The organism is Mesorhizobium sp. CNPSo 4689, from assembly GCF_057784325.1.
The window spans coordinates 50,573-72,297 of record NZ_JBWLUZ010000019.1; the positions used below are offsets into that span (position 1 = coordinate 50,573).

Annotated in this window: 22 protein-coding genes; 16 read left to right on the forward strand and 6 right to left on the reverse strand. The window is 65.6% G+C overall.

Features of this window, described 5'->3' with window-relative positions; all coding sequences use genetic code 11:
- Nucleotides 1-110: 110 nt before the first annotated feature.
- Together AC04SI_RS21770 and AC04SI_RS21775 are read left to right on the forward strand one after the other, a co-directional pair.
- Nucleotides 111-1,616 carry a leucyl aminopeptidase gene (locus AC04SI_RS21770; protein ID WP_404280761.1) on the forward strand — a complete coding sequence of 502 codons (1,506 nt, stop codon included), beginning with the start codon at nucleotides 111-113 and terminating at the stop codon, nucleotides 1,614-1,616.
- Nucleotides 1,617-1,626: 10 nt separating this feature from the next.
- Nucleotides 1,627-2,076, forward strand: a complete 450-nt coding sequence (locus AC04SI_RS21775) for a DNA polymerase III subunit chi (RefSeq protein WP_488474852.1) — start codon at nucleotides 1,627-1,629, stop codon at nucleotides 2,074-2,076.
- A 44-nt stretch (nucleotides 2,077-2,120) separates the two neighbouring features.
- Here AC04SI_RS21775 and AC04SI_RS21780 read toward each other — a convergent pair whose 3' ends face one another.
- Entirely contained in the window at nucleotides 2,121-3,371 is a 1,251-nt protein-coding gene (locus tag AC04SI_RS21780) for an MFS transporter (protein ID WP_404280766.1), read from the reverse strand.
- Nucleotides 3,368-4,099 carry an MBL fold metallo-hydrolase gene (locus AC04SI_RS21785; RefSeq protein ID WP_404280768.1) on the reverse strand — a complete coding sequence of 244 codons (732 nt, stop codon included), beginning with the start codon at nucleotides 4,097-4,099 and terminating at the stop codon, nucleotides 3,368-3,370. Before AC04SI_RS21785 ends, AC04SI_RS21780 begins: the two co-directional genes overlap by 4 nt.
- A 103-nt stretch (nucleotides 4,100-4,202) precedes the next feature.
- Between AC04SI_RS21785 and AC04SI_RS21790 the strand changes: the two genes are divergently transcribed.
- The 7 genes from AC04SI_RS21790 to AC04SI_RS21820 all read left to right on the forward strand — a co-directional run bounded on the left by AC04SI_RS21790 (nucleotide 4,203) and on the right by AC04SI_RS21820 (nucleotide 11,656).
- Nucleotides 4,203-4,868 (forward strand): ArsR/SmtB family transcription factor, encoded by a 666-nt coding sequence (locus AC04SI_RS21790; RefSeq protein WP_488474853.1) that lies wholly within the window; start codon nucleotides 4,203-4,205, stop codon nucleotides 4,866-4,868.
- Between the two features lie 125 nt (nucleotides 4,869-4,993).
- Nucleotides 4,994-5,983, forward strand: coding sequence for a 3-oxoacyl-ACP synthase III family protein (locus AC04SI_RS21795; RefSeq protein ID WP_488474854.1), 990 nt, complete (start codon nucleotides 4,994-4,996; stop codon nucleotides 5,981-5,983).
- Nucleotides 5,980-6,972 carry an NAD-dependent epimerase/dehydratase family protein gene (locus AC04SI_RS21800; protein ID WP_488474855.1) on the forward strand — a complete coding sequence of 331 codons (993 nt, stop codon included), beginning with the start codon at nucleotides 5,980-5,982 and terminating at the stop codon, nucleotides 6,970-6,972. The genes AC04SI_RS21795 and AC04SI_RS21800 overlap by 4 nt, the downstream gene beginning before the upstream one ends.
- A complete protein-coding gene (locus AC04SI_RS21805) occupies nucleotides 6,969-7,793 on the forward strand; it encodes an MBL fold metallo-hydrolase (RefSeq protein ID WP_488474856.1) in 825 nt (274 codons plus the stop codon). The genes AC04SI_RS21800 and AC04SI_RS21805 overlap by 4 nt, the downstream gene beginning before the upstream one ends.
- Complete coding sequence (locus AC04SI_RS21810; protein WP_488474857.1) at nucleotides 7,790-10,189, forward strand: F390 synthetase-related protein; 2,400 nt, start codon at nucleotides 7,790-7,792, stop codon at nucleotides 10,187-10,189. Before AC04SI_RS21805 ends, AC04SI_RS21810 begins: the two co-directional genes overlap by 4 nt.
- Entirely contained in the window at nucleotides 10,186-11,184 is a 999-nt protein-coding gene (locus AC04SI_RS21815; protein WP_488474858.1) for a Rieske 2Fe-2S domain-containing protein, read from the forward strand. The genes AC04SI_RS21810 and AC04SI_RS21815 overlap by 4 nt, the downstream gene beginning before the upstream one ends.
- Nucleotides 11,185-11,272: 88 nt before the next feature.
- The gene (locus tag AC04SI_RS21820) at nucleotides 11,273-11,656 is read left to right on the forward strand and encodes a VOC family protein (RefSeq protein WP_488474859.1); all 384 of its coding nucleotides are present in this window, start codon (nucleotides 11,273-11,275) and stop codon (nucleotides 11,654-11,656) included.
- 66 nt (nucleotides 11,657-11,722) lie between these two features.
- Here AC04SI_RS21820 and AC04SI_RS21825 read toward each other — a convergent pair whose 3' ends face one another.
- The gene (locus AC04SI_RS21825; protein ID WP_488474860.1) at nucleotides 11,723-12,886 is read right to left on the reverse strand and encodes an ATP-grasp domain-containing protein; all 1,164 of its coding nucleotides are present in this window, start codon (nucleotides 12,884-12,886) and stop codon (nucleotides 11,723-11,725) included.
- A gap of 99 nt (nucleotides 12,887-12,985) precedes the next feature.
- Nucleotides 12,986-14,161 carry an amidohydrolase gene (locus AC04SI_RS21830; protein ID WP_488474861.1) on the reverse strand — a complete coding sequence of 392 codons (1,176 nt, stop codon included), beginning with the start codon at nucleotides 14,159-14,161 and terminating at the stop codon, nucleotides 12,986-12,988.
- 105 nt (nucleotides 14,162-14,266) lie between these two features.
- Between AC04SI_RS21830 and AC04SI_RS21835 the strand changes: the two genes are divergently transcribed.
- The 5 genes from AC04SI_RS21835 (at nucleotide 14,267) to AC04SI_RS21855 (ending at nucleotide 19,284) form a co-directional block, all read left to right on the forward strand.
- Nucleotides 14,267-15,097 carry a helix-turn-helix transcriptional regulator gene (locus AC04SI_RS21835; RefSeq protein ID WP_488474862.1) on the forward strand — a complete coding sequence of 277 codons (831 nt, stop codon included), beginning with the start codon at nucleotides 14,267-14,269 and terminating at the stop codon, nucleotides 15,095-15,097.
- Nucleotides 15,098-15,254: 157 nt separating this feature from the next.
- The gene (locus AC04SI_RS21840) at nucleotides 15,255-16,523 is read left to right on the forward strand and encodes an ABC transporter substrate-binding protein (RefSeq protein ID WP_488474863.1); all 1,269 of its coding nucleotides are present in this window, start codon (nucleotides 15,255-15,257) and stop codon (nucleotides 16,521-16,523) included.
- Nucleotides 16,523-17,458, forward strand: coding sequence for a carbohydrate ABC transporter permease (locus AC04SI_RS21845; protein WP_488474880.1), 936 nt, complete (start codon nucleotides 16,523-16,525; stop codon nucleotides 17,456-17,458). Before AC04SI_RS21840 ends, AC04SI_RS21845 begins: the two co-directional genes overlap by 1 nt.
- A gap of 14 nt (nucleotides 17,459-17,472) precedes the next feature.
- Nucleotides 17,473-18,300 carry a carbohydrate ABC transporter permease gene (locus AC04SI_RS21850; RefSeq protein WP_488474881.1) on the forward strand — a complete coding sequence of 276 codons (828 nt, stop codon included), beginning with the start codon at nucleotides 17,473-17,475 and terminating at the stop codon, nucleotides 18,298-18,300.
- Nucleotides 18,301-18,387: 87 nt separating this feature from the next.
- On the forward strand, nucleotides 18,388-19,284 hold the full coding sequence (locus AC04SI_RS21855) for an aminoglycoside phosphotransferase family protein (RefSeq protein ID WP_488474864.1): 897 nt from the start codon (nucleotides 18,388-18,390) through the stop codon (nucleotides 19,282-19,284).
- Between the two features lie 41 nt (nucleotides 19,285-19,325).
- Here the strand turns inward: AC04SI_RS21855 and AC04SI_RS21860 are convergent, their stop codons facing one another.
- Nucleotides 19,326-19,859: a cytochrome b gene (locus tag AC04SI_RS21860; protein ID WP_488474865.1), complete on the reverse strand. Its 534-nt coding sequence runs from the start codon at nucleotides 19,857-19,859 to the stop codon at nucleotides 19,326-19,328.
- Nucleotides 19,840-20,316: a MarR family winged helix-turn-helix transcriptional regulator gene (locus AC04SI_RS21865; RefSeq protein WP_488474866.1), complete on the reverse strand. Its 477-nt coding sequence runs from the start codon at nucleotides 20,314-20,316 to the stop codon at nucleotides 19,840-19,842. The genes AC04SI_RS21860 and AC04SI_RS21865 overlap by 20 nt, the downstream gene beginning before the upstream one ends.
- Before the next feature lie 97 nt (nucleotides 20,317-20,413).
- Between AC04SI_RS21865 and AC04SI_RS21870 the strand changes: the two genes are divergently transcribed.
- Both AC04SI_RS21870 and AC04SI_RS21875 read left to right on the forward strand, forming a co-directional pair.
- Nucleotides 20,414-20,782, forward strand: a complete 369-nt coding sequence (locus AC04SI_RS21870; RefSeq protein ID WP_488474867.1) for an antibiotic biosynthesis monooxygenase family protein — start codon at nucleotides 20,414-20,416, stop codon at nucleotides 20,780-20,782.
- A gap of 103 nt (nucleotides 20,783-20,885) precedes the next feature.
- Nucleotides 20,886-21,677, forward strand: coding sequence for a sulfite exporter TauE/SafE family protein (locus AC04SI_RS21875; RefSeq protein WP_488474868.1), 792 nt, complete (start codon nucleotides 20,886-20,888; stop codon nucleotides 21,675-21,677).
- Nucleotides 21,678-21,725 lie beyond the last annotated feature (48 nt).

Here is a 21,725-nt window from a genome sequence, read left to right on the forward strand (position 1 = left end):
TATAGGCTGCGGTTTCGGCCAAAGTCTTGCCAAATGCCGTAAAACGACCAAATGTCGCGCACTCTTGAAAGCCGTTGTCCGGCACCCAGCACCCCTGAAAGCAGCACCTGATGAATTCGAGACCTACGATCGCCTTCGCCAAATTCGCCGCACCCCAGACCGCAACGTCGAGGAAGGGCAGCGTCTTCGTGCTGGCGGCGGACGATGGCGGCGTCAGCGATGCCGCCAAGGCCTGCGATCCGGCCGGCACGCTTGCGCGGGCGTTTCCGGCTGCGGATTTCTCCGGCAAGTTCGGCAGCGTCGTCGAGGTGTTCGCGCCGGAAGGAACAGCACTCGACCGTCTCGTGGCGGTCGGCGCCGGCAAGGCTTCCAGCCTCGACGATCATGCATGGCTGAAACTCGGCGGCAGCATCGCCGCATCGCTGCGCAAGGCAGCCGAGGTCGCCGTCGTGCTCGACGTTGCGGGCGCCCAGGCCGGCGGCAGGCAAGCGGCGAACGTCGCGGCCGGCATCCTTTTGCGCAGCTATGCCTTCGACAAGTACAAGACGAAGAAGGACAAGGACAACGGCCAGCCGAAGAAGCCGGCAAAGGTGACCATCCATTGCGCCGATCCTTCCGCGGCGAAAAAGGCCTTCGCCGACGAGGTGGCGGTGATCGACGGCGTGCTTCTGGCGCGCGACCTGGTCAACGAGCCGGCCAATGCGCTGGGGCCGGTGGAATTCGCCGCCCGCGCCAAGGAGTTGGAGGCGCTCGGCGTCACCGTCGAGATCCTGACCGAGAAGGAAATGAAGAAGCTCGGCATGGGCTCGCTGCTCGGCGTCGCTCAAGGGTCGCCGCGCGGCGCCCGCATGGCCGTCCTGCAGTGGAACGGCGGCAAGGCCAAGGCGAGCCCCGTCGCCTTTGTCGGCAAGGGCGTCACCTTCGACACCGGCGGCAATTCGATGAAGCCGGCTTCCGGCATGGAGGACATGAAGGGCGACATGGGCGGTGCTGCCGCCGTCACCGGGCTGATGCATGCGCTGGCCGCGCGCAAGGCCAAGGCCAACGTCGTTGGCGTCATCGGCCTGGTCGAGAACGCGGTCGACGGCCACGCCCAGCGCCCTGGCGACATCGTCACCTCGATGTCGGGCCAGACCATCGAGGTGCTGAACACCGACGCCGAAGGCCGCCTCGTGCTGGCGGATGCGCTCTGGTACTGCAACGACCGCTTCAAGCCGGCGTTCATGGTCAATCTGGCGACGCTGACCGGCGCCGTCATGGTGGCGCTCGGCCAGCACTACGCCGGCCTGTTCTCCAACAATGACGAACTGGCAGAGAGGCTGGCCAATGCCGGGCAGGCGACGCAGGAGCGGCTGTGGCGCATGCCGCTGGGCTCCGAATACGACAAGCTGATCGATTCCAAGAATGCCGACATGAAGAACATCGGCGGGCGCTACGGCGGCGCCATCATCGCCGCGCAGTTCCTGCAGCGCTTCGTCAAGGAAACGCCCTGGGCGCATCTCGACATCGCCGGCACCGCGATGGGCTCGCCGCCGAGCGAGATCAACCAGTCCTGGGGCTCGGGCTTCGGCGTCCGGCTGCTCGACCGGCTGGTGCGCGACCACTACGAGGGATGAGGCCAACGCCATGGCCGAAGTCCTGTTCTATCACCTGACCGAATCGACGCTGGAAGATGCGTTGCCGGGGCTGCTCGAGCGCAGTGTCGACCGCGGCTGGCGCGCCGTGGTGCAGACCGGCACCGAGGAGCGGCGCGACGCGCTCGACCAGCACCTGTGGACGTTCCGCGACGATTCCTTCCTGGCGCATGCGATCGACCGCGAAGCCTATCCGGCCGAGCAGCCGATTCTTTTGACCACGGGGCAGGAGAATCCGAACCAGGCGCAGATCCGCTTCCTCGTCGATGGCGCGGCGCCCGCGGATCTCGGCGGCTACGAGCGCGCCGTCTTCCTGTTCGACGGCCATGACACGGCCCAGCTCGAAGGCGCGCGTAGCCACTGGAAGACGATGAAGGATGCTGGCCATACGGTGACGTATTGGCAGCAGACGTCCGACCGGCGCTGGGAGCGCAAGGCTTAGAGGCGGACGCGGACGGCAGCGAACCGGCCATGTCGGACCACACTCTAGCTGTTTGGCCCTCTGTCCGGCGCTCGCATCATCAGGGCAACGACGATGCCTGAAATAAATGTCAGCGCCGCGACCGATCCGATTGCCCAGGCGAAGCCGAAGAAGTCGGCGACAAGGCCTGCCGAAAGCGCGCCGATCGCGTAGCCGAGGTCGCGCCAGAAGCGATAGACGCTGAGCGAGCGCGCCCGCCACGAGGGGTGGGATGCATCGGACACGGCAGCGATCAGGCTCGGATAGACCATCGCCGTTCCGAGCCCAAGCAGCAGGCTTGCCGCCAGCCACCAGCGGAAGTCGCGGGTGAGGGCGGTCAGCAGCAAGGCTGCCGCCTGAACCCACATGCCCGCTACGATCAGGCCCTTGCGGCCCCATTTGTCGCTGAGCGGTCCGGTGGCGACCTGAAGCACCCCCCAGGCGGCCGGATAGACGGCTTTCAGAATTCCGATTCGCTCCACGCCGAGGCCGTTCGCGGCGAAGAACAGCGGGAAGATGCCCCAGCTCATGCCGTCGTTGAGGTTGTTGACCAGCCCCGCTTGCGAGGCCGCGAACAGGTTCGGGTCGCCGAACGAGGTCAAGGCGAAGATTTCGCGAAAGGTGAGGGGAGAGGCCGCCTTCGCAGCGTTTGCCGCCTCCAGTTGGACATGCCCGCGCGTGTCCCGCACCAGCAGGATCGACAGCGCGGTTCCGACGATCGCGTACCCGATCCCGAGATAGATGGGGACCGGGCGAAGGCCGTATTGCCCGGCCAGATAGCCGGTCAGGAAAGCGGTGATGCCGACGGCGAAATAGCCGGCGAACTCATTCAGGCCGACCGCCAGTCCGCGCCCCTTCGGCCCGACGAGGTCGACCTTCATCAGCACCGTCATCGACCAGGCCAGCCCCTGGCTGACGCCGAGCAGGGCGTTGGCGGCGATGATCCAGCTCCAGCTCGGGCCCCACAGGATCATGAACGGCACGGGAAGGCCGAACATCCAGCCGAGCACCAGCACGCGCTTGCGGCCCCAGCTGTCGGCAAGCTGGCCGGAGACGAGATTGGCGAAGGCCTTCACCACGCCGAAGCTGACGATGAAGGAAACGACCAGCGTCGTCGAGGTGATGCCGAACTCCTTGGAGCCGATCAGCGGCACCACGGTTCTCTCAATGCCGACCATGCCGCCGACGAAGGCGTTGATCAGCACCAGCAGGGCGAATTGCCGCCAGTTTGCCTTGAGACCGAGTGCTATGGAGGATGCGGCCACCGCCGCCGTCACCGCGCAGCGCCAGCGTTCGAGGCGCGGTTATGGGCTGCATCGGGCGGCGGTGGTGGAATATCGGCGGTCATCGCCTGAACGAACGCGGACTCGTCGTCGATGCGGAAGGCCTTGTTGAAGCGCTTCTCGAAGCCGATCGTCGACGTCGGCTTGCCGCTCAGCGACCGTCCGCAGACCGAGCCCGAAAAGGCCCCGGGCAGCACCTCGATATGATCGGGCAGTTGTTTCAGCCGCCCGACGCTCGCAAACAGCGCCCTGGCGCCGTCCTCGGCGCTGGAGGCGAGTTCGGTGCGGCCGACGTCGCCTACCATCAGCGTGTGGCCGGTCAGCGCGAACCACGGTTCCGGCGCGCGGGTGCGGTCGGTCACCAGCAGCGTTATGTGCTCCGGCGTATGGCCGGGCGTGTGCATGACCGTCGCGGTCACGTTGCCGAGTTCGAGGACATCGCCATCCTTGACCGCCCGGAACGGGAAGGCGGCTTGCGCACCCTCGAACAGCACGTAGTCGGCACCGGCGGCCGCGGCGAGCGCGCGGCCCGCCGAAATATGATCGGCGTGGATGTGGGTGTCGATGACGTAGAGGATGCGCATGCCGGTCGCTTGCGCTACCTCGAGATAGGGCGCGATGTCGCCGATCGGATCGACGACGGCTGCGGCCGCCTTGCCGCCGCAACCGAACAGATAGGACGCGCCGACCGGCTGCGAATGAAGGAATTGTCTCAGGATCATCGCCACGCTCCGGCGCGCCCGCGAACGGGCGAAAGCTTGACAGCCCGGCTGGGTGCTGTCATTCAATGATTATATTGAATGATGTATCGTTACCTGGAAGTCGATGTCAATCCGCAATCCGAAACAGAAGCTCTACGAGCAGTTCGCGATCGTCGCCAAGGCGCTCGGCCATCCGCAGCGGCTGGAACTGATCGAGCACCTGGCGCAGGGTCCGCGCAGCGTCGAGGCGCTGGCAATGAAGCTCGGCCTGCCGATCGCCAACGTTTCCCAGCATCTGCAGACACTTCGCCGCGCCGGGCTGTTGTCGGCCGAGCGCAACGGCAAGTTCGTCAACTACCGTCTCGTGGACGACAGCGGGCTGGCGGCCTTCGCCTCAGTGCGCACCGTCGCCGAGCGCCATCTGGCGGAAGTCGACCGCATCGTGCACGGCTATTTCGAAGCCCGCGACGACATGGAGCCGGTCACGCGCCAGGAACTGGCCATGCGCATGCACGACGGGCTGGTGACCGTGATCGATGTCCGCCCGCCGGACGAGTTTGCGCTCGGCCATGTACCAGGCGCGATCAACGTACCGCTTGGCGATCTTCCGGCCCGGCTTTCCGAGCTCGGCAAGGACAAGGAAGTCGTCGCCTACTGCCGCGGTCCATGGTGTGTGATGTCCTTCGAGGCGGTGGCTGCACTTCGCAGCCACGGTTATGCCGCGCGCCGGCTCGCGGATGGCATGCCCGAGTGGAGGGCCGCCGGAATGGCCGTCGAGGTGGCGGCCTGATCCGGCACCTCGGTCGACGGAGCGCTACTCGCCGGAGCCAGGCGGCATTTCGAGACACATCATTACCCTCACACGCAATCCGGGCTATGGGTTAGATAGACGCGAACTCATTCGGCGGGTTGAGAATGCGGGTCAGGATCATCGGAACCGGCGGGGCGGTGCCGGCTAGCTGCGTGACGTCGCGCGCGCTGGAGCAAAAGCTCGGCCTCGCCGAGGGCAAACTCGAAACCGCCACCGGCATTATCGAGCGCTATGTCTGCGAGGCTGAATCGCAGATTGACCTCGCTTGCGCGGCGGCGCGTCTGGCGCTCGCCGATGCCGGGATCGAGGTCGGCGCCGTCGATCTCATCATCGGCGGCTGCGGCGTGCCTTACCAGCCGCTGCCGTCGACGGCGCCTTTGGTCATGCAGCGCCTCGGCCTGGCGGACGGTTCGGCCGCCGCCTTCGACGTCAACAGCACCTGCCTCGGATTTCTCACCGCATTCGAGACCGCCGCCCGCCTGATCGGGGCCGGGCAATGCGAAACGGCGCTGGTGTTTTCTTCCGAGGTCGCCTCGCGGGCTCTGCCGTGGGAGGAGCAGCCGGAGGTCGCGGCACTGTTCGGCGATGGCGCGGCGGCGGCCATCTTGCAGAGGGGCGAGCCCGGCGAGGGCAGGGTGGCGGCAAACCTGATGCGCACTTACCCGTCGGCCTGGGAGGCCTGCGGCATCGGCTCCGGCGGCACCCGTTTCGATTTTCGCCGCCAGCCGGAAGAGTTTGCCCGCCACAGCCTGTTCCACATGGACGGCAAGGAATTGTTCCGAGTCACCTCGCGCCATTTCAATGGCTTCGTCACAGAATTGCTCGAGCGCGCCGGCTGGCGGCATGAGGATGTCGACCTCGTCTTGCCGCATCAGGCAAGCCCGTTCGCGCTCGCCCACATGGCGCGCCAGACCGGCTTTGCGCCGGAAAAGATCGTCGACATCTCGGCGCGCTACGGGAACCAGATCGCCGCCTCCATTCCCTTCGCGCTCGATATCGCGCGACGGCAAGGCCGGGTCGAAGCAGGCGCGAAGCTGCTGTTCCTGGGCACATCGGCCGGCGTGTCCTTCGGCGGCATGGCGCTGGAAGCATGAGCATGGGACATGTGCTCGTCACCGGCGCCAGCGGCTTCCTCGGCGCTCATGTCATGGCGCGGCTGGCGACATACGGCATCCCGGCACTTGGCCTTGGTCGTGATGCGGCGCGTTGTGCCATGCTGGAGGCAGAAGGCCATCAAACCATTCGTCACGACCTGTCGATGCCGTTCGACGTGAAACTCGATCCGCGACTCGGCAAGGTCGACCGGATCGTCCATTGCGCCGCGCTCTCGGCGCCGTTCGGACGCCTGGCGGATTTCGAGGCGGCCAATGTGACGGCAACCCGCAACCTCCTCGATTTCGCGACGCGGCAAGGCATCGGCCGCTTCGTCCATATCTCCAGCCCTTCGGTGTGCTTCGCCTATCGCGATCAGCTCGATCTTGCCGAAGACGCGGCCTTGCCCGACCCGGTCAACCACTATGCCCGCACCAAGCGTGAGGCCGAGAGGCTCGTGCTGGCCGCGCCTGTCAGCCACCCGGTGGTGTTGAGACCGCGCGGCATCTATGGCGCCGGCGATCGTGCACTGCTGCCGCGCCTGCTCAAAGCCGCAAAAAGCCGCCCGCTGCCGCTGTTTCGCGACGGCCGGGCGCGCATCGATCTCACCTATGTCGGCGATGTCGTCGACGCCGTGCTGGCCGCCTTGTCGGCGTCGGGCCAAGCCGAAGGCCAGATCTTCAACGTCTCCGGCGGCGAGGTGCTGCCGGTGCGCCGCATCGCCGACACGGCCTGCGCGCGGGCCGGTTTTGCGGCGCGCTGGCGCAAGATGCCGCTCTGGCCGGCGATGCTGGCGGCCGGTGCGATGGAGGCCGTGGCGCTGCGACTGCCCGGTCGTCCCGAGCCGCCGGTGACGCGCTACGGCCTCGGCCTGTTCGCCTATGCCCAGAGCCTCGACCTTGCGAAGGCGAAGCGCGTGCTGGGCTGGGCGCCGAAAATCTCCTTCGAGGCAGGGCTCGACCGTACCTTCACCGGGGGAGGCCTGGCGTGAAGATCGTCTTTGCCAACAGCGCCTGGGTGAGTGCGGCCGAACGGCTGATCCTGCGTGGCGGCACCTGGAAGAGCGTGCGGCTGCGCGTCCGCTACGGGCTGATCCTGCATCCCGTCGCCGGGCCGGTGCTGGTCGACACCGGCTACACGCCCGAAGCGGTCACCGGGTTGGGACGCGGCACGATGCTGCGCCTTTACGGCGCGCTGCTGAAGCCCGAACTCAATGCGGCCGAGCAGGTGCTGCCGGTGCTGGCGCGCTTTGGCCTCGCGCCCGGCGACATCAGCGCCGTCATCGTCACCCATTTCCATGCCGACCATATCTCGGGCCTGTCCCTGTTTCCAAAGGCTCGCTTCATCGCCAGCGATGCGGCCTGGGCGCGGCTGAAGGCGCGGACAGCCTGGCAGAATTTGCGCCATGGCGTATTCACCGAACTGTTTCCGGCGGATTTCGAGAGCCGGCTCGATGGATTGTCGTCCAAGCGGCAGGTAGCACCCCATGATGACGTGCCCGGCGGGGCCGACCTGTTCGGCGACGGCAGCGTGGTGGCGGTCGACCTTCCCGGCCATGCCGACGGCCAGTTCGGCCTGCTCTTCCCCAACATGGAGCGTCCGCTACTCTACGCCGTCGACGTGCAGTGGTTGCTCGGCGCGCTGAAGCAGGAACGCACGCCGGGTTTTCCGACAAGCCTGCTGGCCGAGGATTTTGCCGCCATCGAGCCGACCAGCGCCATGCTGCGCCGCTTTCTGGCGGCCGGCGGCGAGGTCATGTTCTGCCACGATCCGGCGCCGACGAAATATGATCTGGGCGGCGAGGGCGGATGAACGGGCTCGCCGAAGCGCTCCGGTCGTTTGCCGTCACCCGATGGGTGTCGCGCAAGAGCCGTCCCGCCTTCGAGCGCTGGCAGGCGCGCACCTTGCGCCGTTGGCTCGACCGCGACCTGCCGCTGGCACCATTCTACGGCAAGGTACCGCATCACCTCGGCGAGCTGCCGGTGACCGACAAGGCGCAGCTGATGGCGAATTTCGAGCGCTTCAACATCGGCGGTGTGTCGGCCCGCGATGCCTGGGCCGCCGCTTCCGCCGATGGCCGCCTCGGCGACCTGACGGTCGGAGCAAGCACCGGCACATCGGGCAATCGCGGCCTGTTCGTCATTTCCGAGGTGGAAAAATACCGCTGGCTGGGCACGATCCTCGCCAAGGCGGTGCCGGACCTGCTCTGGCGCGGCATGCGCGTCGCCGTCATCCTGCCGCAGAACACCGGCCTCTACGACAGCGCGCGCAAATCCCGGCGTATCGACTTGCGCTTCTTCGACCTGACGCTCGGACCCGAACATTGGCGCGCAGCACTCGAGGATTTCGCGCCGACGGTGATCATCGCGCCGCCCAAGATGCTTCGGCATTTTGCCACTACAGGCTTTCGTCTCGCGCCGCAACGCATCTTCTCGGCGGCTGAGACGCTGGATCCGGTCGATCGTCCTGTTATCGAGGCCTTCTTCCGGCTACCGCTCGACCAGATCTACATGGCGACCGAAGGACTGTTCGCGGTGACCTGCCGGCAGGGCGGGCTGCACCTTGCGGAAGACTCGGTCTTCTTCGAATTCGAGCCGGCTGGCGACGGTCTGGTCACGCCTCTGGTCACCGCCTTCCGCCGCCAGACCCAGATCATGGCGCGATACAGGATGAACGACCTGTTACGGCTGTCGGATGCCCCATGCCGTTGCGGCTCGCCGCTGCGCACCGTGGACGAGATCGTCGGCCGCATGGACGATGTCTTCCGGCTTGCCTCGGCGGATGGACCGATCCTGCTGACGCCCGACATCCTGCGCAACGCCGTGCTCAAGGCCGACCGCCGCATCGATGATTTCCGCCTGATCCAGATCGCGCCCGATGCGATCGAGCTCAGGCTCGCGCCCGATCTCGATGACGAAGCCGCAGCCGCCGCGCATCACGCTGTGCAGGCGCTGCTGGCGGCGCGAAAGTCTGCCGCGACGGTCGCTCTTATCCGCGTGCCGCTGCTGCTCGAAACCAGCCGCAAGCTGCGGCGCGTCGAAATGCCGGGTGCCGCCGTGAGCCGGCCGGATGCTGCCACGTTGGACGGCCCGCTTCAGCAGGCGGACCGCGTCGAGAACAGCCCCGCCAAAGTCCGGGCATTCGTCGAGCTTTTCAACGGCATCCCGGTGCATGATCTCGTTGCCAATCTGACGGTCTCGGTCGAGACGCTGGAGATCGTCGGCCGCACCTTCCCGCTGACGCTGAACGATGCCAGCGAGGCGCCGAACTGCTACATCTGCTGCCCGTCCAGCGCCTACATCGACTACGCCGTCGACGAGACACGCAATTTCGTCGCGCAGCCCTTGCTGCGGCGAGCGCTTCGAGCGCTGATCGGCGCCTGCGCGCCGCTGGTCAGGGCGAGCGGTCTCGACCATCAGGTGCAGGTCAACAACTGGCTCTATTCGACCAATCCGGTGCCCATGCTCGACCGCGCCGCGGTCATCGCACTACGCGCCAACCTTGCTGCGCGGTTTCCCGACCGCGCGATCGTCATCCGTTCGTTGAACGAGATCGCCGATCCCGCGACCATCGCGGCGTTGAAGGCCGAAGGCTTTCGCATGCTGGCGGCGCGCCAGATCTACATCTTTGCCGACCGCAGCACCGCGCCGGCCATGACAAACGACATGAAGCGCGACCGCAAGAGGCTGCGCATGACCGGCTTCGAGAGGGTAAACGATGCCGGTTTCGGCGAGGCCGACTATGTGCGCAGCGAAGAACTCTACCGCATGCTCTATCTCGACAAATACACGCCGCTCAATCCGCATTACACCGCCCGCTATATAGCGGAGATGCACCGCCGCGGCATCCTCAGCCTGGCAGGTCTGCGCCGGCCGGGTGGCGAGCTCGTCGCCGTCACCGGCCTGTTCGAGAACGGCCGCACGCTGACCCAGCCGATCGTCGGCTACGATACCGGCCTGCCGATCGAGGAAGGCCTCTACCGCATGGTGATGGCGATGGCGCAGGACCATGCCACGGCGCGCGGCCTGTTCTTCAACATGAGCGCCGGTGCCGCCGACTTCAAACGCCGGCGCGGCGCCGTGCCGGCGATCGAGTACAACGCCGTCTATGCCGGCCATCTGCCGCGCCGTCGCCGCATGGCGATCCGCATCATGGAAACCGTGCTGGCGCGGATCGGCATCCCCCTGCTCAGGAGGTTCGAACTATGAGCGAGCGCCAAAAAAGCAAGAATCATTGGCAGGCGGTGGCGCTGTCAGCCGACATCAGGGGCAAGCCGAAGCGCATCCTGTTCGACGGCGCGCCGCTGGTGCTGTTCCACTCGGCGCAAGGCATTGCAGCGCTTTTCGACCGCTGCCCGCACCGGCTGGTCGAACTGTCGACCGGCAAGGTGGTCGGCGGCGAGATCGAATGCCCCTATCACGGCTGGCGCTACGATGGCGAAGGACGCTGCACCGCCATTCCCGGCCATGTCGGCGAGATGCCGCATTACCGGGTGCGCAGCTTTAGCGCCATCGAGCGTGACGGCGTCGTCTTCGTGTCGTCGGGCGCGCCGGAAAGCGAACCCTATCTCCACTGCATGCAGGGCAAGGACATCGTCGTGCGGCGGGTGCGCTCCTCGACCCAATCGACGGTCATCGACGCGGCCGAGAACATCCTCGACGCCACCCACACCCACTTCACCCACAAGGGCCTGCTGCGCGGCCTGAGTTCGAAGCGTCATCTGGTCCGGGTCGAGATCACCGGCGGCGAGGGCTGGGTCGAGGCCTGCTACACCGGCGAGGAGCGCCAGCAAGGGCTGATCAGCCGGCTGCTGGAGGGAGAGCGGGCGAAAACCATCGGCCGCTTCCGCCACCCCGGCATCGCCGAGCTGGAATATTGGGGCAAGGGTGGGCTGGCGCTGGCCACGACCTTCCATTTGCGCCAGGTCGACGAGCGCACCGTCGAGGGCGTCGGCTGGCTGATCGGCCCGCGCCAGGGATGGCTCGGCGAGATCAAGGCGCTCGCCTTCAAGCCGCTGTTCAACATCGCCCTCGAGCAGGATCGCCGCGTGCTGAAATCGGCAAGCGACAATGCCCGCTTCGAGCCGCCGGCGCGCCCGGCGATCGGTCCGCTCGATTTCTTGCGCCGCGACATCGCCGCCATCATCGACGGCGAGATGCCGGCATCCGCGGCCAGGCCGCGCATCCACCAGATTGAACTCTAGCAAGGCCGGATTTTGGAATGACGCCTGTTTTCGAGTCTCCGACTGGTGCTAGCCTCGTTGGCAATGTCCTTCCTGGAGTGCCCAAGACGTGATCGATCACATAACCATCGCGGTCAGCGACCTGCAGACGAGCAAGCTCTTCTACGAGCGAGCGCTTGAGCCATTGGGTTATCGCCTTTCCTTCGGCAAGGAGGGCGTGTTCTGGGCCTTTGACGTTGGCGACCGCGCCCTGTTCGAGATCCAGACATCGGACAGCAGACCACCTCTGACGCATTTGCACGTGGCTTTCCGGGTCAACAGCAAGGCAGAGGTCGAGGCGTTTTATCGGGCTGCTCTCGACGCGGGTGCCACCGACAATGGCGCGCCGGGCCCGCGCCCGGACTATGCCGCGAACTACTACGCCTGCTTTGTTCTCGATCCAGATGGCTACAACATCGAGGCCATGGTCAATGAGCCTGTGACGCCGGCGTGACCGAAACCACTTGCGGAAAAATCCAGACGCGGCAATGGGATAGCCTGGTTTCCTGATTCAGCTGATTCAAGTCTGGAGCGGGCCGTTCCATTCCATGTCGCGGGTCGAGGCGGTCTGCAGGCTGATGCGCTCGCGCCATGCCGTGCCTGCGATCTCCGCCAGCGCCCGCCACTGCGCTTTCTTCGGCGCGGGGTCGTCCGGCCAGTCGAGCAGGTCGTCGGCCTCGCGCATCGCCTGGCGGAGGCCACGAAGCCCACCGGAACGCAGCGCCGCCGGCAGCCCGTAGATCCACATGGCCAGCCGCACCGTCTGCGGAGCGACAACATCGGGCTTCACCTCCGCGCCGTCCCCCAGCATGGCGTCGGCAAAGCGCGACGGGTCGCGAAAGAAATGCAGGCCGCTGACGGCGCGCGGATTGCACTCCAGCGGCAACACCCGGCCATCCTCCGCGCGCATCAGGTCGAAGGAGATCTGCCCGTTCCAGCCCGTTGCCGCGACGATGAGTTCGACCAGGTGTCGTGCGGCCGCATCCTCGACCCGCTCGAAGTAGATGCCGGCGCCCCTGCCGGCGCGATAGAGCGAGCGGTAGAGCGAGAACGCCTTGAGGGCACCGTCGCGCGCCACCGCATAGGCGCTGATCTCGTCGCCGGGCACGAAACGCTGCGCCACCCAGGGTGCGGCGGGCGACGGGCTGATGGCGTCGAGCGCGCCGGGCGAGGGGCGGAGCAGCACCTGGCTGGCGAAGCGCGACCAGACCGGCTTGAACACCAGCTCGCGCGAGCGGCCGCGCACCGCCTCCAGATCGGCGGTCGATTGCAGCAGCGTCGTCTCCGGCACGGCCAGGTCAAGGCTCTCGGCCAGGCGGATGAAGGCGTGCTTGTCATGCACCTGTGCAAGCCGGTCGATGCCGGGCGCGAAGAGGCGGGCAGGGATGGCACGCTCGCGCCAGGCAAGGGCGAGATAAAACACTTCCTCGCAGGTCGGGATGACCAGATCGACGCCTTCGGCCCGCACCAGCACCTCGACCGCTTCGGCATAGGCCGCCGGCTCGAAGCGCGGCGGCGGCAGGCGGTGATAGCGCGCGCAGGCGCTGCTCGCGGCGGCGATCGGGTGGGCCGGGCTGTCGGCCAGGATCACCCGGCGTCCTGCGCCGTGCAGCAGACGCGCCAGATGCAGCGCCACCGGCGCGCGAGCCCCGGTGACGAGTATGGTGTTATCGGGCCCCGGCATTGGCAGGCTATTCGCAATCGTTACGGTCGCCGCGAGGCTTGCTCGAAATCCGAGCGCTTGGCAACGGGCGCTTGCCGGTTCAAGCCACCCGCGACGTTGTCATCCGCCAGGGGGCAGCGCGCGCTCGACGACGTTGAGGAAAAAGCGGATGCCGATCGGGATGACGGCGTCGTTGAAGACGAAGCGGTCGCCATGCAGCCCGGCGCCAGGGCCGACATCGCCGGCGCCGATCCAGGCATAGGCGCCGTCGCCGACGGCTTGCAGCAGATAGGCAAAATCCTCGCAGCCCATGCTCGGCTGGAACTCGGTAAGGACACGATCCGCGCCGACTGTGTCGGCGGCGGCTTGCGCGGCAAGTGCCGCCCCATCGGGCGAATTGACGACTGGCGGATAGCCACGCTTGTAGGTGAGCGCGGCGCTCGCCCCATGCATTGCCGCGCAGGCCTGCGCCACGCGCTCGATCTCCGCGGCGCAATGATCCGACAGCGCCTGGTCGTAGAAGCGGCAGGTGCCCTCGACCTTCACCTCGCCTGGTACGAAATTGTTGAAGCGGCCGCCATGGATTTGCGTCACCGACAGCACAATGGGCGACAGCGGATCGACGCTGCGGCTGACCAGGCGCTGGATGGCGGTGACGAAGCTTGCCGCCGCCAGCAGCGGATCGTCGCCCAGATGCGGCATCGCCGCGTGGCAGCCGTTGCCGCGAAAGGCGATCTCGAAATCGTCGACCGCCGCCATTTGCGGCCCGGCTCGCACGCCGACATGGCCTTCCGGAAAGCCCGGCCAGTTGTGGACCGCAAACACCTGTTCGACCGGAAAGCGGGTAAGCAACCCGTCCTCGATCACCTTCTTGCCGCCGCCCAGCACCTCTTCGGCCGGCTGGAAGACGAACACCACCGTGCCGTCGAAACTGCCGCTCTCGGCAAGCAGCTTTGCGGCGCCGAGCAGCATCGCCATATGGCCGTCATGGCCGCAGGCATGCATGACGCCGTCCTTGCACGAGGCATAATCGACACCGGCGGCTTCCTTGATCGGCAAGGCGTCGAGCTCGGCGCGCAGCGCGATTGACCGTCGGCTGGTGCCCTTGGTCAGCGTGGCCACCACAGCGGTGGCGCTGACGTCGGTGTGGACAGCGAGGCCGAATTCTCTAAGCTTTCCCGCGACGAAGGCCGCCGTCTCGATCTCGGCAAAGCCCAGTTCCGGATTGGCATGGATGTGTTGCCGCCAGCCGATCGCCTCCGGCACGATTGCCGTCACCCTGTCGTTCTCGTGCATTGTCGCTCTCCGCGTCATCCTGTGTCACCTGGGATATCCGGTTGCCTGGTTGCCGGTCTTGAACGGGATTGACGGGCCGCGTGCTTTCGAGAAGGCTGGGGCACCATGAGCGACGCCACCGAACAGAGAGAACGCCAAGCAGCGCGGCTGACGCGGCATGCTGGCCTTGGCGGTCTCGAAATGCTCGCCGCCCGCTACCGCGACCATGCCTATGCGCTGCACACACACCCGACCTATGTCTTCGGTGTCGTCGTCGGCGGCGTCGAAAGGCTGAGGATCGGCCGCCGCAATCATCTGGCGCCGGCGGGCTCGATCATCGCCGTCAATCCGGAAGAACCACATGACGGCGAAAAGGGCTGCGCCTCCGGCTGGGCCTACCGCACCTGCTATCCCGATGCGGCCCTGATGCGCGAGATCGCCGACGATCTCGGGCTGCAGGGATTGCCGATGTTCGCCGAGGGGATTTTGCAGGCGCCCGACCTGGCGCGCGGCTTCGTGCGTGCGCACCGTCTGGCGGGGCAGCCGCTTGAGCTGGAAGCAGCGATGCTGGTGGTGCTGCGCGAACTCGTCAGCCGCTTCGGCGACGGCAAGGGCAACATTCATCCATCGGACGGCGGCGAGGCGGTCAGGCGCTTCCGGCTCTATGGCGAGTTGATCGAGTCCGATCTCGCCACCGGCTTCGATCTCGCGCGCCTGGCCAGCGCCGCCGGCGTCAGCCGCTTCCAGGTCATCCGCGATTTCCATCGCGCAACTTGCATGACGCCGGGACAATATCTGCGCGACCGCCGTATCCGCGCCGCGTCAGCGCTGATGCGGTCCGACATGCCGCTGGCCGAGATTGCCGTCGCAACCGGCTTTGCCGACCAAAGCCATCTCACCCGAGTGTTCAAGACCATCAAGGGCCTGTCGCCGGGCGCCTGGCGCGCTGCCGCATAAGGCAACAACCACAAGTCGAAAATGAACCAGCCGATATAGGGAACCCAACACGCATCTTCGCAGTTCAATGCGGGAGAGGGCGGGGCGCGTCGTGAGCAGCCGGGATGGTCAGGCATGGCCTGTCCGTTTGGTCGACTGCCGGAGGAGACCCGCCGCCATGAAGTTCTTTCACGCATTGCTTGCGTTTGCCGTCGCCGCTGTGCTCGCTGCCAGCCCGGCACGGGCTGTCGACCTCTCCATCGTCTCGGGCGACACAGGCAACGGCCTGAAGGTGCTTCGCGACATCCTCGACCAGTACGAGAAGAAAAGCGGCAACAAGGTCACCATCATTCCGATGCCGACCTCGACCACGGACCAGTTCGGCCAATACAGGCTCTGGCTCGCCGCACACAACAGCGACATCGACGTCTATCAGACCGACGTCATCTGGGCGCCGCAGCTAGCCAGCCAGCTTGTCGACCTGACCGCGGCGACCAAGGATGTCGTTGCGGCCCATTTCCCGTCGATCATCCAGTCGCAGACCGTCGACGGCAAGCTGGTGGCGCTGCCGATATTCACCGACGCGCCGGCGCTCTACTACCGCAAGGACCTGCTGGATAAGTATGGCGCCAAGCTGCCGGGAAGCTGGAGCGAGCTTGCCGCCACCGCCAAGCTGGTCATGGACAAGGAACGGGAGGCCGGCCACAAGGACATTTGGGGCTTCGTCTTCCAGGGCAACGCCTATGAGGGGCTGACCTGCGACGCGCTCGAATGGGTGATGTCGAACGGCGGCGGGCAGATCATCGAGCCGGATGGCACGGTCTCGATCAACAATCCGAAGGCGGCTGCCGCCCTCGACATGGCCAAGGGCTGGGTGGGCACCATCGCGCCTCCGGGCGTTCTCGCCTACCAGGAGGAAGAGTCGCGCGGCGTCTGGCAGACCGGCAACGCGGTCTTCATGCGCAACTGGCCCTACGCCTATTCGCTGGGCGAGAGCGAAGGCTCGCCCATCAAGGGCAAGTTCGACGTGACCACGCTGCCGCCCGGGTCGGGCGAGGGAGCCCGCTCGGCGGCGACGCTCGGCGGCTGGAACCTTGCCGTTTCCAAATATTCGAAGAACCCGGAGGCCGCGATCGAGCTGGTCAAATGGGTCGCCTCACCCGAGATGCAGAAGTACCGCGCGCTGAAGGCGTCCTATCTGCCGACCATCCAGGCGCTCTACGACGATGCCGACATCGCCAGGGAGCAACCGGTCATCCCGCGCTGGAAGGATGTCTTCCTCAACGCCGTGCCGCGTCCCTCGAATGAGGCCAAGGTCAGGTACAATGAGGTGTCCAACGCGTTCTGGACCGCCGTGCACAAGACGCTCTCCGGCGAAGGCACGGCCGCCGACAACCTCGCCGATCTCGAAGTGACGCTGACGAAGCTCAAGGGCGCCGCCTGGTGATGCAGGCGCGTTCCAGGCTGATGCGCCAGCGCGTACGCGCGGCGTGGCTGTTCCTTGCCCCAACGCTCGTCGCGCTCGCCGCTGTCGCCGGCTGGCCGCTTCTGCGCACCATCTATTTCAGCTTCACCGACACTTCGCTGACCGACCTCGAGGCGGGGCGCTGGATTGGCTTTGCCAATTATTTCTCGGTGCTCAGCATGCCGAGCGGCCGGGTTCTTTACGACGGCCTGCTCGTCGACCCAGCCTGGTGGCGCGCCGTCTGGAACACGGTGCGCTTCGCTCTGATCTCGGTGACCTGCGAGACGGTCTTCGGCATGATCGTCGCACTGGTGCTCAACGCCGAGTTTCCAGGCCGCGGCTTCGTGCGCGCCGCTGTCCTCATCCCCTGGGCGATCCCGACGATCGTCTCGGCGAAGATGTGGCAGTGGATGCTCAACGACCAGTTCGGCATCATCAACGACGTGCTGCTGAATCTTGGCCTGATCAGCACCAAGATCGCCTGGACCGCCAGCGCCGATACGGCGATGGTCGCCGTCCTCATCGTCGATGTCTGGAAGACAACGCCATTCATGGCGCTTCTCATCCTCGCCGCGCTGCAGATGCTGCCGCGCGAGATCTACGAGGTCGCCCGGATCGATGGCGTGAGCCCCTGGCGGGTGTTCTGGAAGGTGACCTTGCCGCTCATCCGGCCGGCACTGATGGTGGCGGTGATCTTCCGTGGCCTCGACGCGCTGCGCATCTTCGACCTGATCTATGTGCTGACGCCGAACAATGCGCACACCAAGTCGATGTCGGTGTTTGCCCGCGAGAACCTGTTCGAGTTCGACAAATTCGCCTACGGCTCCGCTGCCTCGACGCTGCTTTTCCTCATCCTCGCCTTGCTGACCATGCTCGTGTTGTGGCTCGGCCGGGTCAGGCTGGACAGGGACTATTGATCATGTGGCCATCGATCATGCGGATCGTCAGGAGCGCTGCTTTCTACCTGCTCGTCGCGGTCATCGTCATTGTCGCGGTGTTCCCGTTCTACTACGCCATCGTCACCAGCCTGAAATCGGGGACGGCGCTGTTCGAGGTCGACTATTGGCCGAAGATGATCAGCCTCGCCAATTACCGGACCGTCCTCACCGACGGGACCTTCCCGCGCAATCTCCTGAATTCGCTGGTCGTCTCCGGCGCCGTCGTCGCCATCTCGCTGTTCCTTGGCGTCACCGCCGCCTACGCGCTGGCGCGCATCCGCTTCCGCGGCCGCTCGCTTCTGCTGTTCGCCATCCTCTCCGTCTCCATGTTCCCGCCGGTGGCGCTGCTTGCCGGCCTGTTCGAGCTGATCCGCACGCTTGGCCTCTACAACTCGCCACTGGCGCTGGTCTTTTCCTACATGATCTTCACTTTGCCGTTCACCGTCTGGGTTCTCACCGCCTTCGTTCGCGACCTGCCGCTCGAGATCGAGGAGGCGGCGATCCTCGACGGCGCGACGCCCTGGATCATCATCACCCGCGTTTTCCTGCCGCTGATGTGGCCGGCGCTGGTCACCACCGGTCTGCTCGCTTTCATCGGCGCCTGGAACGAATTCCTCTTCGCGCTCACCTTCACCTCCAGCAACGAACAGCGGACTGTGCCGGTCGCCATCGCACTTTTGTCCGGCAGTTCGCAGTTCGAGATCCCGTGGGGCAACATCATGGCCGCCTCGGTGATCGTCACCGTGCCGCTTGTTGTCCTCGTGCTGATCTTCCAGCGTAAGATCATCTCTGGCCTCACCGCGGGTGGGGTGAAGGGGTGAACATTCTTTGGTGACGGCTCTCGTTTTTGCGCCGCTGAGTCCTCGGCTAGTGTCACCGGATACCTTCATCGGTAAGTTAGTGCTCGAATGCATCAAGATGTCTCGATCGATTCCGACCTCGTTCGCCGGCTGATTGCCCGGCAGTTTCCTCACTGGTCGGACCTGCCGGTGGAACCGGTCGAGCCGGGCGGCTGGGACAATCGCACCTTTCGTCTCGGCGACGACATGTCGGTGCGCCTGCCGAGCGCGGCGTCCTATGCCGCGCAGGTCGAGAAGGAGCAGCGCTGGCTGCCCCGGCTCGCGCCGCATCTGCCGCTGCCGATCCCGGTGCCGCTGGCCAAGGGTGCGCCCGGGCAAGACTATCCCTGGCCCTGGTCGGTCTATGGCTGGTCGCGCGGAAGGCCGGCCGCAAACGGCGGGATTGCCGATCTCACGGCCTTTGCCCGCTCGCTGGCCGATTTTCTGCTCGCCCTCTACCGCATCGATGCCACAGGCGGCCCGCCGGCCGGCCAGTACAATTTCCATCGCGGCGGCCGGCTTGCGGTCTACGACGCCGAGACCCGTACAGCACTGTCGGCACTGACTGGGCGCATCGACACGGATACCGCGCAAGAAGTTTGGGCAAGCGCGCTTGGCTCCGAGTGGCAGCGTCCGCGAGTCTGGGTCCATGGCGACGTCGCCTCCGGCAATCTGCTGGTCGCGGACGGAAAGCTCTGCGGCGTCATCGATTTCGGCAGTTCGGCCGTCGGCGATCCCGCCTGCGATCTGGTGATCGCCTGGACCGAGTTTTCCGGGGAGAGCCGGCAAGCCTTCCGCGATGCGCTCGCCCTCGACGAAGAAACCTGGGCACGCGGCCGGGCCTGGGCGTTGTGGAAAGCCCTGATCACCGCTTCCGGACATGACGGCAACCAGCGCGAGGCCGCGAAATCCTGGGCCGTCATCGACGAGGTGCTGGCCGACCATCGGCGGGTTTATCGTCGATAGACCGACTTGGTCACGCCAGGAGAACTTTCGCGGCGATCAGGCTACGCGCCATACCACATGCGCCGGAGCAGCCCGTCACGCCGAATGAACTGGTGGTAAAGCGCCGCGCCGGCATGGAACACCAGCAGCGCCACGAGCAGCAAGGCGCCGAAGCCATGCGGCGCGCGCGGCGGATAGTCGGTGAAGTTCGGCAAAGTCGCGTTGATCTGGCCGAAGATCACCGGAGCAGCACCACTCAGGACCATCATGCCGATGCCGCTGGCGGCCATGCCGAGAATGACGATGTAGAAAGCGACATGCACAAGGCGTGCGATGCGTTCCTGCCAGGCTGGCGATCCTTGCGCGGGAAGCGGCCGCAGATCGAAGCGCCACCACCAGACAATGCGGAACGCCGTCAGCAGCAAGACCACGACCGCCACCGGAATGTGGAAACGAAGGAGGTCGGCCTTCGCAGCCGCATCCATCGCATTGGCGGCCCTGAAGCCGGAGCCGAGCAGGGCCAGGATCAGGATGGCGCTCAGCCAGTGAATGGACACCGCTACAGTGCCGTAGCGGTCAGCTCTGCTCTTCCGCATCCATGTCTCCTTCGAGTTTCCGGCGCAGCGCCGTGATCACGGCGTGCATTGTGTTGAGATCCTTGACCACGAGCCCGTCGGCGAGCCTGTTCACCCAGGGCGCCTGCAGGCGCATGGCTGCGTCGAAGGCCTGTCTTCCCTTGTCGGTCAGGACGACGAGTTGCGCCCGCTGGTGATGCGGGTTGGCCCCGAATGCGACGAGCCCTTCCTTGTGCAAGTCGTTGACGATCCGCTGCACGTTCTGGCGGTTGGCGCCGAGATCGCGCGCCAGCCAGGCGACCGGCTGCGGCCGCTCGGCGATGACGATGGCGCCGAGGACCTGCCAGCGGGCGCTGGTCAGGCCAAGGTCGGCGACCAGCCTGTCTCCGGCGGCGAGCATTCGGCTGTTGAGCCTGAACAGGTCGAGAACAAGATCGTTCAAGGCTTCACCGGCCGGGGTTCGAATGGGTTGGCTCACTTGTCATCCTATATCGTTATTGACATCATAGTGTCAAGTTGGTATGTATGCATCATAACAGAGTGACACCATAACACCAATTAGATGGAGCCTTATGATGACTGCGATACGCCCAATGGACCCTGCCTTCCCCATCGACCGTCAGGTCGCGATCGACGCCAGCGCCGTCGTGCTGGTCAATCTTTTCACGCTCGACAAGGCCGACGAGCAGACCTTCCTCCAGGTGTGGCAGGATGATGCCGCCTTCATGAAGCTGCAGCCGGGCTTCATCTCGACCCAGCTCCACCGCGCGCTCGGCGACAGCCAGACCTATTTGAACTGTGCCGTGTGGGAAACGACCGCCGCCTTCCGCGCCGCCTTCACGCATCCGCAGTTCAGGGCCAAGATCTCGGCCTATCCGTCCTCGGCTGTCGCGTCCCCGCATCTGTTCCAAAAGGTCGCGGTGCCCGGCATCTGCGTCGCCTGATGTGAGCTCATCGCATGAATGCGGTGAGGCGGAGCGCTTGAGCCGATCAGAGGCGATCGAAAAATTGTTGTGCGACCGATGAATTCCGGCGCATGTCGAAAAGATGGTTGAGCGGCATGCGTTTGGAGTATTCATTGTCGGCACCGGTGTCGGTTCGCTTGGCGGACTGATCGGCCTTGGCGGGGCGGAATTTCGCCTGCCGTTCCTGATTGGTCTGTTTCGCTTTGCTGCTGCGTTGGAAGCCGTGATCTTGAACAAGGCGACGAGCTTGGTTGTCGTCGCCAGCGCGCTGCCATTTCGCGCGGCAACGGTGCCGTTCGGCGATGTCGCCGCCAACTGGCCGACCATCGTCAATCTCCTGGCAGGCAGCCTTGTGGGTGCCTGGTTCGGCGCCGGCTGGGCAACGCGCCTGAAATCCGGCACGCTTTACAAGGTCATCGCCGCCTTGCTGCTGCTGATCGCGGTCGTCCTCGTATTCGGTCATGGTCCCGGCACGACGGCCCATGCCCTGTTCGAGGGGACAGCGTTGGTCGCCGTAGGCATCATCGCCGGTTTCGTGATTGGCGTCGTGGCTTCGCTGCTGGGCGTGGCCGGTGGGGAGCTACTTATCCCGACCTTGGTCCTGCTGTTTGGAGCCGATGTCAAACTCGCCGGCAGCCTGTCGCTTGCGGTGAGCCTGCCGACGATGCTCGTCGGCTTCACGCGCTATAGCCGCGATCAGAGTTTTTCCGTGCTGGGCAGGAACAAGGCATTCCTGCTTGTAATGGCGGCCGGCTCGATCGTCGGGACATTTATCGGAGGACGATTGCTGGGCGTCGTGCCGGAGCAAATTCTGTTACCTTCCCTGGCTGCCATTCTTGTCGTCTCAGCCTACAAGGTCTGGCATCACAAATAGCTCCTAGTCTGTCATCCAGTTGTCATATGGCGGGGCTAAACATCCTTA

Coding starts and splice junctions, on each gene's coding strand:
- AC04SI_RS21795 (WP_488474854.1), top strand. CDS start 4,994: ATGCGGGTCAGGATCATCGGAACCGGCGGGGCGGTGCCGGCTAGCTGC.
- AC04SI_RS21785 (WP_404280768.1), bottom strand. CDS start 4,099: ATGATCCTGAGACAATTCCTTCATTCGCAGCCGGTCGGCGCGTCCTAT.
- AC04SI_RS21875 (WP_488474868.1), top strand. CDS start 20,886: ATGGTTGAGCGGCATGCGTTTGGAGTATTCATTGTCGGCACCGGTGTC.
- AC04SI_RS21790 (WP_488474853.1), top strand. CDS start 4,203: ATGTCAATCCGCAATCCGAAACAGAAGCTCTACGAGCAGTTCGCGATC.
- AC04SI_RS21775 (WP_488474852.1), top strand. CDS start 1,627: ATGGCCGAAGTCCTGTTCTATCACCTGACCGAATCGACGCTGGAAGAT.
- AC04SI_RS21770 (WP_404280761.1), top strand. CDS start 111: ATGAATTCGAGACCTACGATCGCCTTCGCCAAATTCGCCGCACCCCAG.
- AC04SI_RS21870 (WP_488474867.1), top strand. CDS start 20,414: ATGACTGCGATACGCCCAATGGACCCTGCCTTCCCCATCGACCGTCAG.
- AC04SI_RS21855 (WP_488474864.1), top strand. CDS start 18,388: ATGCATCAAGATGTCTCGATCGATTCCGACCTCGTTCGCCGGCTGATT.
- AC04SI_RS21810 (WP_488474857.1), top strand. CDS start 7,790: ATGAACGGGCTCGCCGAAGCGCTCCGGTCGTTTGCCGTCACCCGATGG.
- AC04SI_RS21840 (WP_488474863.1), top strand. CDS start 15,255: ATGAAGTTCTTTCACGCATTGCTTGCGTTTGCCGTCGCCGCTGTGCTC.
- AC04SI_RS21815 (WP_488474858.1), top strand. CDS start 10,186: ATGAGCGAGCGCCAAAAAAGCAAGAATCATTGGCAGGCGGTGGCGCTG.
- AC04SI_RS21860 (WP_488474865.1), bottom strand. CDS start 19,859: ATGCGGAAGAGCAGAGCTGACCGCTACGGCACTGTAGCGGTGTCCATT.
- AC04SI_RS21835 (WP_488474862.1), top strand. CDS start 14,267: ATGAGCGACGCCACCGAACAGAGAGAACGCCAAGCAGCGCGGCTGACG.
- AC04SI_RS21825 (WP_488474860.1), bottom strand. CDS start 12,886: ATGCCGGGGCCCGATAACACCATACTCGTCACCGGGGCTCGCGCGCCG.
- AC04SI_RS21830 (WP_488474861.1), bottom strand. CDS start 14,161: ATGCACGAGAACGACAGGGTGACGGCAATCGTGCCGGAGGCGATCGGC.
- AC04SI_RS21800 (WP_488474855.1), top strand. CDS start 5,980: ATGAGCATGGGACATGTGCTCGTCACCGGCGCCAGCGGCTTCCTCGGC.
- AC04SI_RS21845 (WP_488474880.1), top strand. CDS start 16,523: ATGCAGGCGCGTTCCAGGCTGATGCGCCAGCGCGTACGCGCGGCGTGG.